Genomic DNA, 11,990 nt, shown 5'->3' on the forward strand with positions numbered 1-11,990 from the left:
CCTGCCGAACCGTATGGAGACCTCACAACTTTTTAGGTCAGCGTTGTGCGTGTAGCAATTTCGCCCGGCCTTGCCTCCGGGCTGCCATGTGAGAGGGGATCTTATGGCTCGACTGCACGTAATGGAACGCAGCCACGCTCAGGCCGTCATGGACGACCTGCACGATGCGCTCGGACGTCGTCTGGCGGTGAGTTCGCTCGCTCCGTGTCCCGTTGAGTTTACGGCAGCGCTCGTCAACCTGTGCTCCACCCAGAGCTGCGGCAAGTGCACGCCCTGCCGCGTGGGCCTGAGCGCGCTGAGCGATCTGCTCGCCGATGTGCTCGAGGGCCGCGCCGACGAGTCCACGCTCAATCTGATCGAGCGCACCGCCCGCACCATCTATCTTTCGAGCGATTGCGCCATCGGTTACGAGGCCGGCGCCATGGCGCTTACGGCTATCCGCGGTTTCCGTGACGATTTTGAGCACCACATCCACGAGCACTCCTGTGGCTTTGACCGCGAGGCCCGCGTCCCGTGCGTCTCGGGCTGCCCGGCGCACGTCGACATTCCCGGTTACATTTCGCTGGTCGAGGCCGGCCGCTATGCCGATGCCGTCAAGGTCATCCGCAAGAACAACCCGCTGCCGCTCGTTTGCGGCCTGGTGTGCGAGCATCCCTGCGAGATGCACTGCCGTCGTGGCATGGTCGATGACCCCATGAACATTCTCGCCCTCAAGCGTTTTGCCGTTGAGCACAGCGACCTCAACGATTACAAGCCCAACGTGGCTGACAACACCGGCAAGCGCATCGCCGTGATTGGCGGCGGCCCGGCCGGCCTTACCTGCGCCTTCTACCTGGCCGTGATGGGCCATAAGGTGATCATCTTTGAGCAGCGCCACCACCTGGGCGGCATGCTGCGCTACGGCATTCCCAGCTACCGTCTGCCGCGCGAGCGCCTGCAGGCCGAGATCGACTGGATCTTGAGCGCCGGCATCGACGTGGAACTCGACCACTCCGTCAATGGCGAGGAGCTTGCCCGCCTGCGCGACGAGTTCGATGCCGTCTACCTGGCCATTGGTGCCCATAGCGATAAGAAGCTCGGCCTTCCGGGCGAAGAGGCGCCCGGCGTGGAGTCGGCCGTCAAGATGCTGCGCGCCATCGGCGACGACGAGCTGCCCGACCTGAGCGGTCAGCGCGTGTGCGTCATCGGCGGCGGCAACGTGGCCATGGACGTGGCGCGCTCTGCCGTGCGCTGCGGTGCCGAAAAGGTGAGCATCGTCTACCGCCGTCGCATCTGCGACATGACGGCCCAGGATGCCGAGATTGCCGGCGCCCAGGCCGAGGGCTGCGAGGTTCTTGAGCTCACCGCACCGCTCGCTATTGAGACGGGCGAGGAAGGTCGCGTGAGTGGCCTGCGCGTGCAGCCGCAGATTATCGGCGAGCCCCGTCGTGGGCGTCCGGCCCCGCGTGCCGCCGCCACGCCCGAGCGCGTCATTCCCTGCGAGCGCGTGTTTGTGGCCATTGGCCAGGACATCGATTCCAAGCCGTTTGAGGAGATGGGCGTTGCCTGCAAGTGGGGCTGCATCGTCACCGATTCGGATGGCGCCGTGCCTAACTTCGATGGCCTCTTTAGTGGCGGCGACTGCCAGACCGGTCCCGCCACCGTCATCCGGGCCATCAACGCCGGCCGCGTTGCTTCGGCAAATATCGACCGCTATCTGGGTTTTGACAACAAGATCAAGCTCGACGTCGAGCTGCCGACCGTGCAGTTTAAGGGCAAGCACGAGTGCGGCCGCTGCGAGCTGGGCGAGCGCGAGGCCGGCGAGCGCATCCACGATTGGAATCTGGTCGAGCAGGGCCTTACCGAGGAGGAGGCACGCCAGGAGGCAAGCCGCTGCCTGCGTTGCGACCACTTTGGCTTTGGCGCGTTCCGCGGAGGGAGGAACCTGGAATGGTAGAGCCCAACAACCCCACTGTCAGCGACAACACCGAAAGCGGAGCACTCAACATGGTCAAGCTCACTATCGATAATTGCGAGGTCGTGGTGCCCGAGCACACCACGATCCTGGACGCGGCCAAGTCCGTCGGTATCCAGATTCCCACCCTGTGCTACCTGCGCGATCTAAACGAGATCGGCGGCTGCCGCGTGTGCGTGGTCGAGGTTGAGGGCTGCGACCAGCTGGTTGCCGCCTGCAACAACTACGTGCTCGACGGCATGGTGGTCCACACCAACAGCCCCAAGGCCCGCGAGGCGCGTCGCACCAACGTGCAGCTGCTACTGTCCCAACACGACTCGCGCTGTACGAGCTGCGTGCGCAGTGGTAACTGCAACCTGCAGACCATCGCCAACGACCTGGGCATCTTCTATCTGCCGTACGAGCAGCACCTGGCGCGCGAGGGCTGGGACTTCGATTTCCCCATCATCCGCGATAACGACAAGTGCATTAAATGCATGCGCTGCATCAAGGTGTGCGAGAGCGTGCAGGGCTTAGGGATTTGGGACCTGACCAACCGCGCCACGCATACCGCCGTGGGCACCCGCGGGCGTGCGCCGATCGGCAAGACCGATTGCGTCGCGTGTGGTCAGTGCATCACGCATTGTCCGACGGGCGCCCTGCGCGAGCGTGACGATACCGAGACCGTGTTCGACGCCATCGCCGATCCCGACAAGATCGTGCTGGCGCAGATTGCGCCGGCCGTGCGTAGCGCCTGGGGCGAGGAGCTCGGCATTCCGCGCGATGAGGCCACCGTCGAGCGCCTGGCCTGTGCGCTGCGCCGCGTGGGCTTTGAGTACGTGTTCGACACCGATTTCTCGGCCGACCTCACCATTATGGAGGAGGGCTCCGAGCTGCTCGAGCGCCTGGGTAAGGCCGCCAAGGGCGAGGGCGACAGCCGCAGCTGGCCCATGTTCACGAGCTGCTGCCCGGGCTGGGTACGCTTTGTGAAGGCGCGTTACCCCGAGTTTGTCGACAGCCTGTCCACGTCCAAGTCGCCGCAGCAGATGTTCGGCGCCATCGCCAAGACCTACTACGCCAAGGTGCTGGGCGTGGAGCCCGAGCGCCTGTTTGTGGTGTCCGTGATGCCGTGCACGGCCAAGAAGGCCGAGTGCGCGCTGCCGAGCATGGTGGGCGAGGACGGCACGCCCGATGTGGACGTTGCACTGACGGTGCGCGAGATGGTGCGCATGGTCCGCGCGAGCCACGTGAGCGTGGATACGCTGGTTGAGGAGCCGCTCGACACGCCGCTGGGCTTTGGCACGGGCGCAGGTGTGATCTTTGGCGCCACGGGCGGCGTGATGGAGGCCGCCGTGCGCTCGGCCTATTACCTGGTGACGGGCAAGAACCCCGACGCCGACTTCTTTACCGATGTGCGCGGCCTGGACGGCTGGAAGGAGGCCGTGGCCGATATCGATGGCACCAAGGTACGCGTCGCCGTGGCGCACGGGCTGGGCAACGCCGCCCGCCTGCTCGACGCGATTCGCGACGGCCGCGTGAGCTATGACTTCGTTGAGGTCATGGCGTGCCCGGGCGGCTGTGTCGGTGGCGGCGGTCAGCCCATCCATGACGGCTGTGAGCTGGCAGCCGAGCGCGGCCAGGTGCTGTGGGGCTTGGATGCTGCTGCGGATATTCGCTTCTCGCACGAGAATCCCGATGTCCAGGCATGCTACCGCGAGTTCTTGGGCGAGCCGCTCTCGCCGCTGGCCGAGGAGCTGCTGCATACCGACCATCACGCATGGACGATGCCTAACGAGGGGACGTGCTAGCGATGCGCGCGTTTAATGTTGAGATGTCGCGCCGGGGGTTTGCCTCGGCGCTCGCTGCGGGCGCCCTGTCGCTTGCGCTCGCGGGCTGTGGCGGCGGGGCTGCCGGTGCCGGGTCCGCCGCGGGCTCGGCTGCCACAGACGGCGCCGGTGCTGCTGCAGAGCCGGTCGAGGTGCACGTCGCCTCGCTCAAGGGGCCGACCTCGATTGGTCTGGTGCAGTTTATGGACCGGGCGGCCGATGGCGAGACGGACAATGAGTTCGACTTTGCGATCAACGCTGCCGCCGACGAGATCGTGCCCAAGGTGATTCAGGGCGATATCGATATTGCCCTAGTGCCCGCCAACGTGGCGAGCGTGCTCTACAACAAGACCGAGGGCGCGGTGCAGGTCATCGACATCAACACGCTGGGCGTGCTGGACGTTGTGACGGGCGACGCAAGTGTGGCCTCGTTTGGCGATCTGGCGGGCCACACCGTCTATATGACGGGCAAGGGCACCACGCCGGAGTACGTCATGAACTACCTGCTGGAGCGCGCGGGCCTGACCGGTCAGGTGACGCTCGAGTTTAAGAGCGAGCCCACCGAGGTGCTGTCGGCCCTGCTTGCCGACCCGTCCGCCGTGGGCGTGCTGCCCGAGCCGTTCAAGACCGCTGCCATCGCCAAGAGCGAGGGCAAGCTGTCGGCACCGGTGAGCCTGACCGATGCGTGGGACGAGCTGGCAGGTGACACGGGCTCGCGCCTGCTGACGGGTGTGACCGTGGTACGCCGTGCCTTTGCCGAGGAGCATCCCGAGGCCGTGGCGGAATTCTTGAGCTGCCATGCGGCGAGCGTGAAGGCCGTGAACGCGGCGCCGGCGGACTGGGTGCAGGCCGTGGTCGATGCAGGCATCGTGGATAACGCCACGATTGCCGAAAAGGCGATTCCCGGGTGCATGCTTGTGTGCCAGACGGGGAAGGATATGAAGGCGGCGCTCGGTGGGTACCTGCAGGTGCTGGCCGATGCGGACGCGAGTGCCGTGGGCGGCAAGCTCCCGGCTGACGATTTCTACTACATGGAGTAGCTCGTGCGTGCGTTTGCTCAACAAATGACAGAGCGTATGAAGGCGGTGGCGGCAGCAGGTGCCGTTGCCGCCTTTTGGCTTGCCGTGTGGATGCTGGTGGCGGCGCTGGTGGCGCAGCCGCTGATCTTGCCGGGGCCGGGTGCTGTTGCCTTGGCGCTGCTGCGCCTGGTGTGCGATGGCGGTGCCTGGGCGATTTTGGCGGGATCGGGCGCGCGGATACTGGGTGGGCTGGCGCTTGCCGCGGTGTGTGGTGGCGTACTTGCCGGGATTTCGTCACGTTCGCGGGCGTTTGCGCGCCTGGTGGCTCCGGCGCTGTCGTTTGTAAAGGCGACGCCGGTCGCCTGCGTAGTGGTCCTGCTACTTATTTGGCTGGGGTCGGCGCGCGTGAGCATCGCCGCCGTCTTTTTGATGGCGCTGCCGGGCGTGTATTTCTCGCTGGCCGAGGGGCTGGCCCAGGTGAATAAACCGCTGGAGCAGATGTTCCGTCTGCATGGCGTGCGCGGCTGGCGCCTGTTTTGCGTCCATACCTGGCGCGAGGTGCTGCCGTTTGTGCTTTCGTGCGCCCGCGCCGTGATTGGCATGAGCTGGAAGGCCGGCGTGGCGGCCGAGCTGATCGGCATGGCGGCGGGCACCGTGGGCGAGCGCATCTATCAGGCAAAGCTTTTGATTGAGACGGCTGACCTGCTGGCGTGGACCGTGCTGGTCGTTGCCGCCTCGTGGGCGTGTGAGCGCGTGCTGGTGTGGCTGCTGCGGGTTTCGGGACCCGTGGCGTGGCGCGCGGCCGTGTGGGCACATGGGCGTGGTACTCGCGGGCGTGCGGGCGGCTCTGCTGGTGGCGGGGCTGCGGCGGAGCTTGCGCTCGCCGTGGGCGACCGGGCACCCTGGGCTCCGGCGCTGGATGGTCTGGTGCTCAACGTGCCCGCGGGCGGGCGTATCTGCGTGATGGGCGCTTCAGGCGTGGGCAAGTCGACGCTGCTTTCGTTGACAGCGGGGGAGTGCGCGCCGTGCTCGATGGTGTTTCAGGATACGCGTCTGGTTGAGGACGCTTCCGCTTTGGATAACGTGCTGGTGTGCGCCGATGCACGCGTGAATGCCTCGAGTGCCGCTGCCTTGTTGCGCCTGCTGGTACCGGGGATCGATGCGCATGCCCGCGTGGCCGAGCTCTCGGGCGGGCAGCGCCGTCGCGTCGAGATTGCCCGAGCCCTGCTGTGTCCGGGCGGCGCAGTGATTCTGGACGAGCCCTTTACCGGTCTAGACATCGCTGCGCGCGACGCATGCACCGAGGTCGTGCTCGACTTGCTCGACGGCCGTATGCTGTTGCTTGCCACGCACGATTCCGCTGACGCTCGGGCCCTCAATATCTCGGACATCATCACGCTCTAAAGACTTACTCAGCAATAAATTGATCCGTTTTTTCTCCGTCCCCATGGGGTCGGGTATGGTATTCTTTCTGCGGGGTAATACTTAGGAATACCAAGTAATACCAACGTCGTAGAACAAACTCCAGATGCGGGCCAATCGGGTTGCCTTCACAGCCCGTCGCCCAGCCGCGTGGCCCGCATCCATCCGCACCACCGTCGTTTCAAAAAGGAAGCGCCATGGCAGAACACATGACCCCGGTTGTCGCGAAGGTCTTGCCCGAGGAAAAGGCGGCCTTCGCGGCGGCAACCCAGCTCGTGGGCACCACGCCGTCCAACGCCATCCGCATGTTCATCGCCGCCTTCAATCGCTGCGGCACCTTTCCGTTCGACATCTCGCCGAGCGGGGCTTTTGGCGCTGCGCCCGATTCTCATCAACAATGACTGTCCCAAACTGCCGGCACTTGGGGACGTTCCTTTTCTGCCGGCAGTTAAGGAACGTCCCTAAGTGCCGGGTTTTGAGGAGGTTGGCATGCTCAATGCGATGATTTGGGCGATTGCCTGTTTTGGCGTTGTCGCTGCCGATATAGCCCTGAGCGTGGTTCTGTTTTCAGTTCTCGATGCCGTGTCGGTGCTGACGGGCTATCCGATCGACAATCTCGATATCCAATGGTTCCAGGCTGCCGCTCAGACGGCATCGTTTTTGATGGCGCTGCTGTGGTGGCGTTATCTGTGGCCGCGCTCGTTTATGGCGCGCTGGCAGGGCGAGCGTCCGCTTGGCGGGGGAGCGCGTGGGGCGTGGAAACGCATCGCCTGCGTTATCGTGATCGGCCTGGCCCTGCAGGTGGTCGTTGGCTACGTGACCGACGCCGCGCTGTCGCTGTTGCCCGAGGCCGCGGCCGACTACAGCGAGCTTGTCGAGGAAACAGGCATGGGCGACACCAGCTATCTCGCCGTCCTGACTACGGTGCTCGGTGCCCCATTTTGTGAAGAGCTGCTGGTGCGCGGCATTATTTTTGAGTTTTCGCTCCGAGCGTTTAATCCGCAGTGCCGCCCACTTTGGAAGCGCCGGCGTCGTGCGAGCGCGCAGGACGGAGCCATGGTGCCCTGGGCGGCCCCAAGCACGTGGGGTATCGCCGCGGCGATTGTGTTGCAGGCGGCAATCTTCGGTTTTATGCACATGAACTGGGTGCAGGGTTGCTACGCGGGTGCTGCCGGCCTCGTCTTTGGTTGGGTGCTCGTGACGACCGGAAAGCTCCGCTACACGATCCTGCTGCACTTTGCCTTTAATGCCGGGTCGTATCTCATGACGTTGCTCTGGTTTGTGAACACGCCGCTCGACGTGGCGGTCACGGTTGCTATCGCCGGCGTCATCCTCGTTGAGGCAATGCGCTCGCTACACCACGCGTGTGGGATGGACGCAGCGAGCGCACCGCTGCCCTAGTTGCGACGCCCGCCTCCGTTGGCGCCCTGACGCCCCTGAGCTGCACGGTTGCGGCCTGCGGTGTTCTGCGCACGCGACATGCCGCCGTGGCCCTTGCTGCCCTTGGGCCCCTTGCCAGCGCCGCCGCCATGCGGTTTGCCGCCCTTCTTGCCGGTGCCATGCCCACCGCCGGCAGATGTCTCGCCCGGGCGCGGGGGCACGGGGCGAATCAGGCAATGCTTGGTGTAGCCGATCAGGTCGCGACGGCCGGCCTTTTCCAGCGCCTCGCGCACGAGCTTGTAGTTCTCGGGCTTGCGATACTGGATGAGCGCACGTTGCATGGCCTTCTCGTGCGGGTCGCGCGCCACGTAGATCGGCTGCATGGTGCGCGGGTCCACGCCGGTGTAGTACATGCAGGTCGACATGGTGGACGGCGTGGGGTAGAAGTCCTGCACCTGCTCGGGCATGTAGCCCATGTCGCGCACGGCTTCGGCAAGGTCCACGGCTTCCTTCATGGTTGAACCGGGGTGGCTCGAGATTAGGTACGGCACCACGTATTGCTTAAGTCCGTATTCACGGTTCAAGCGTTCAAATTTGCGGCAGAACGCATCGTAGACGGCTCGGCTCGGCTTGCCCATCACACTCAGCACCGCGTCGCTCACGTGCTCGGGTGCCACGCGTAGCTGGCCCGAGACATGGTGCTCCAGCAGCTCGCGCAAAAACTCGTCCGAGGCATCGGCCATGGTGTAGTCAAAGCGGATGCCGCTGCGCACGAAGACCTTCTTGACGCCCGGCAGCTGCCGCAGGTCGCGCAGCAACTGCGTGTAGCCGCTCTCGTCGACTACCATGTTCTTGCACACACTCGGCCACAGGCAGCGCTTGTTTTTGCACACGCCGTGCTTGAGCTGCTTGTCGCAGGCAGGACGGCTAAAGTTGGCCGTCGGCCCTCCCACGTCGTTGATGTAGCCCTTAAACTCGGGATCGCGCGTGAGCAGCTCGGCCTCGCGCATGATCGAATCGTGGCTGCGCATCTGCAGCACGCGGCCCTGGTGGAAGGTGAGGGCACAAAACGAGCACTCACCAAAACAGCCGCGGTTGGAGCTAATGGAAAACTTGATCTCGGCAAAGGCCGGCACGCCGCCCGCCGCGTCGTAATCGGGATGCCAATCGCGTGCGTAGGGGAGTTCGGCAACCTCGTCCATCTCGTCGGTGGTGAGCGTCGCCGATGGCGGGTTCTGCACTACGTAGACGCTGTTGGGGTAGGGCTCTACCAGGCGGTGTCCGGTGATGGGGTCCATATTCTGCTGCTGCACATTGAAGCTGCGCGCGTAGTTGAGCTTGTCGGCGGTAAGGTCGTCCCAGCTGGGCAGCAGGTCGTAGTCGTAGACCTCGTCGAGCGAACCCGTGCGGTAAACGGTGCCGTTGATATAGGTGATCTGATCGACGGGCAGTCCCGCGTCGAGCGCGTCGGCGATCTCGACGATTGCGTGCTCGCCCATGCCGTAGATGAGGATGTCGGCGCCCGAGTCGAGCAGTACCGAGCGCTTGAGCTTGTCCTGCCAGTAGTCGTAGTGGGCCAGACGGCGCAGGCTCGCCTCGATGCCGCCGATGATGATGGGGGCGTCCTTGAACGTCTGGCGGATGAGGTTGCCGTAGACCGTGACGGCTCGGTTGGGGCGGTGCCCCTCCTCGCCACCGGGGGTATAGGCGTCGGTGTGGCGGCGGTGCTTGGTCACCGAATAGTGGTTGACCATGGAGTCCATGTTGCCGGCGCTGACGAGAAAGCCCAGGCGTGGCTCGCCGAGCACGGTGATGCTGGCGGGGTCGGTCCAGTCGGGCTGGCAGATGATGCCCACCTTGTAGCCGTGCGCATCAAGGACGCGGCTGATGATGGCCATACCAAAGCTGGGGTGGTCCACGTAGGCGTCGCCGCAGATGTAGACAAAGTCGCACTGGTCCCAGCCTCGCGCGTCCATATCGGCGCGGCTGACGGGGAGGAACTTATCGCGGCCCGGGCGCCAGGGGCGTGTGGGCGCTGCTGGGGTATGCGTGGTGTGCCCACCCTGCGCCTTACCGCCGCGCTTTTGCTGCTGGCTCTGTTTGCCCTGCTGACTGCGCTGGTTGTTCTGAGCGTGCTGAGGCTTTTTTGCCACGATCCCTCCCGGTGTTTGTATGCTGCTCGTAATTGTAACCAGTCTTTTTGGGACGGGGCTAAAAAGACTGGTGGAGTACATGGGCTGGCGGACCGGCGTGTCGATGCAGGTGCTGTACCCGCCGTTTGTTTCCAGACTGTGTATCTGCGCGTTGGAGAACCCGTCTCGCGCGCACGCCATGTTGTCAATGGGTTACAGTATGAACGGCGGCTATGTTTCCGCCAACGCACGAGAGAGTCGTCAACAAGGAGGATGCACGACGATGCAGCGTGCCAAACAGATATCGGAGTCTATTGAGCTGGGCATCATCTTGGCGCTCGCCGGTGGCTTTATGGACGTGTATTCGTACATTGGGCGCGACCATGTTTTCGCCAACGCGCAGACAGGCAACATCCTGCTCGTGGGCGTGAGCATCTCGGAGGGCAACTGGGCACTTGCGGAGCGCTACTTCTTCCCTGTGGTGTCGTTTGCCGTGGGTATTATGCTTGCCGATCTGGTACACGAGCGGTTTGGCAGCGTGATCCACTGGCGTCAGGTGACGGTGTTCTTTGAAGCCGTCATCTTACTGGGCGTGAGCTTTATCCCGGGCGGCAATTTCAACCTGCTCGCCAACTGCCTCACCTCGTTTGCCTGCGGCATGCAGGTCGAGAGCTTCCGCAAGATCCACGGTCACGGCATCGCTACGACCATGTGCATCGGCAACTTGCGCAACGCGCTGCAAAACGTGGACGATTACATCATCACCCACAGGCGCGGCTTTTTGGAAAACGGCCTGCTGTACTTTGGCGTGATCTTTACCTTTGTGTTTGGCGCCGTGTTGGGCAACTGGTGCATTGAGCGCATGGGCCTGCACGCCATCGTCGTGGCGAGCTTGCTGCTGTTTGTCGCGTTTGCCATCATGTTCATCGACCGCGAGCGCGACTTGCGCTTACGCTGGAAGGTTGCGGCCGAGGCTTGGAAAGAGGGCTGCCGAAAGTAACCGAATGCGGCAAAGGGGCTGTCCCTTTGACGCATTATTTTTCATCATCTGTTGAAACGCTTTAACAATTTTGACGTTCTCACGCGTTTTTTGTTTCAAAAGCGTTAGGATGGGACTCATAGCGTGGGGCGTAATGGGTGCCCCGCACACGATGGGAGGCTATCAATGGCTAATCGTTTCGTTCTCAACACCATTTCTTATCATGGTTCCGGCGCCATCAAGGAGATCCCCGGCGAGCTCCAGCGTCGCGGCTACAAGAAGATCTTCGTCTGCTCCGACCCCGATCTGGTCAAGTTTGGCGTTACCGCTAAGGTGACCGACGAGCTCGATGCCGCCGGCATCGCTTGGAGCCTCTACTCCGAGATCAAGCCCAACCCCACTATCCAGAACGTCAAGGATGGCGTCGAGGCCTTCAAGGCCGCCGAGGCTGACGCTATCGTGACCATCGGTGGTGGCTCCTCCATGGACACCGCCAAGGCCATCGGCATCATCATCAACAACCCCGAGTTCGCCGATGTCCGCAGCCTCGAGGGCGTTGCTCCCACTAAGAACCACGCCGTGTTCACCATCGCCGTGCCGACGACCGCCGGTACCGCCGCCGAGGTGACCATCAACTACGTCATCACCGACCCCGAGAAGGTCCGCAAGTTCGTGTGCGTCGACACCAACGACGCCCCCGAGGTCGCCGTCGTCGACCCCGACATGATGGCCTCCATGCCCGCCGGCCTGACCGCTTCCACTGGTATGGACGCTCTGACTCACGCCATCGAGGGCTACACCACCAAGGGTGCCTGGGAGCTCTCTGACATGTTCCACTTTGAGGCTATTAAGCTGATCAGCGAGAACCTGCGTGACTCCGTCGCCGAGGCCAAGTCCGGCCAGCCCGGCTCCGGCCGCGAGGGCATGGCCCTTGGCCAGTATGTCGCCGGCATGGGCTTCTCCAACGTCGGCCTGGGCATCGACCACGCCATGGCTCACACCCTGTCCGCTCACTACGACACCCCGCACGGCGTCGCTTGCGCCATGCTGCTACCGATCGCCATGGAGTTCAACAAGCCGGTTTGCGCCGAGCGCCTGGCCAAGGTTGCCGTTGCCATGGGCGTTGACACCACGGGCATGAGCACCGACGAGGCCGCCGACGCCGCTATCGCCGCCGTCAAGCAGCTTTCCGCCGACGTGAATATCCCGCACGTCTGCGAGGCCATGAAGGCTGACGAGATCGAGGTTCTGGCCAAGGACGCCATGGCCGACGCCTGCTTCCCGGGTAACCCGCGCGAG

9 protein-coding genes are annotated in these 11,990 nt (G+C 63.9%); 8 read left to right on the top strand and 1 reads right to left on the bottom strand.

The genetic code is table 11. The features are described from left to right. Window positions 1-103: 103 nt before the first annotated feature. The 6 genes from ARB25_RS03120 to ARB25_RS03145 all read left to right on the top strand — a co-directional run bounded on the left by ARB25_RS03120 (window position 104) and on the right by ARB25_RS03145 (window position 7,601). Window positions 104-1,936 (top strand): NAD(P)-binding protein, encoded by a 1,833-nt coding sequence (locus ARB25_RS03120; RefSeq protein ID WP_055285713.1) that lies wholly within the window; start codon window positions 104-106, stop codon window positions 1,934-1,936. Further along, window positions 1,930-3,741: an NADH-dependent [FeFe] hydrogenase, group A6 gene (locus ARB25_RS03125; RefSeq protein WP_229042251.1), complete on the top strand. Its 1,812-nt coding sequence runs from the start codon at window positions 1,930-1,932 to the stop codon at window positions 3,739-3,741. Before ARB25_RS03120 ends, ARB25_RS03125 begins: the two co-directional genes overlap by 7 nt. Window positions 3,742-3,743: 2 nt before the next feature. Continuing rightward, window positions 3,744-4,799: an ABC transporter substrate-binding protein gene (locus ARB25_RS03130; protein WP_055285715.1), complete on the top strand. Its 1,056-nt coding sequence runs from the start codon at window positions 3,744-3,746 to the stop codon at window positions 4,797-4,799. A gap of 3 nt (window positions 4,800-4,802) precedes the next feature. Continuing rightward, window positions 4,803-6,182 (top strand): ATP-binding cassette domain-containing protein, encoded by a 1,380-nt coding sequence (locus ARB25_RS03135; RefSeq protein ID WP_156327658.1) that lies wholly within the window; start codon window positions 4,803-4,805, stop codon window positions 6,180-6,182. 215 nt (window positions 6,183-6,397) lie between these two features. Further along, window positions 6,398-6,601, top strand: coding sequence for a type II toxin-antitoxin system RelB/DinJ family antitoxin (locus tag ARB25_RS03140; protein WP_006235351.1), 204 nt, complete (start codon window positions 6,398-6,400; stop codon window positions 6,599-6,601). 88 nt (window positions 6,602-6,689) lie between these two features. Continuing rightward, a complete protein-coding gene (locus tag ARB25_RS03145; RefSeq protein WP_156327659.1) occupies window positions 6,690-7,601 on the top strand; it encodes a CPBP family intramembrane glutamic endopeptidase in 912 nt (303 codons plus the stop codon). Here ARB25_RS03145 and ARB25_RS03150 read toward each other — a convergent pair. Next, a complete protein-coding gene (locus ARB25_RS03150; protein ID WP_253276038.1) occupies window positions 7,598-9,733 on the bottom strand; it encodes a YgiQ family radical SAM protein in 2,136 nt (711 codons plus the stop codon). The genes ARB25_RS03145 and ARB25_RS03150 overlap by 4 nt on opposite strands. Window positions 9,734-9,995: 262 nt before the next feature. On the opposite strand from ARB25_RS03150, the gene ARB25_RS03155 reads away from it, so the two are divergent. Together ARB25_RS03155 and fucO are read left to right on the top strand one after the other, a co-directional pair. After that, window positions 9,996-10,712, top strand: a complete 717-nt coding sequence (locus ARB25_RS03155) for a YoaK family protein (protein WP_055285721.1) — start codon at window positions 9,996-9,998, stop codon at window positions 10,710-10,712. Window positions 10,713-10,877: 165 nt separating this feature from the next. Beyond that, on the top strand, window positions 10,878-11,990 hold a 1,113-nt coding region (fucO, locus tag ARB25_RS03160; protein ID WP_055285722.1), incomplete at its 3' end, for a lactaldehyde reductase.

Origin of the sequence: Collinsella aerofaciens, assembly GCF_001405375.1 — a bacterium.
GTDB classification, from domain to species: domain Bacteria; phylum Actinomycetota; class Coriobacteriia; order Coriobacteriales; family Coriobacteriaceae; genus Collinsella; species Collinsella aerofaciens_F.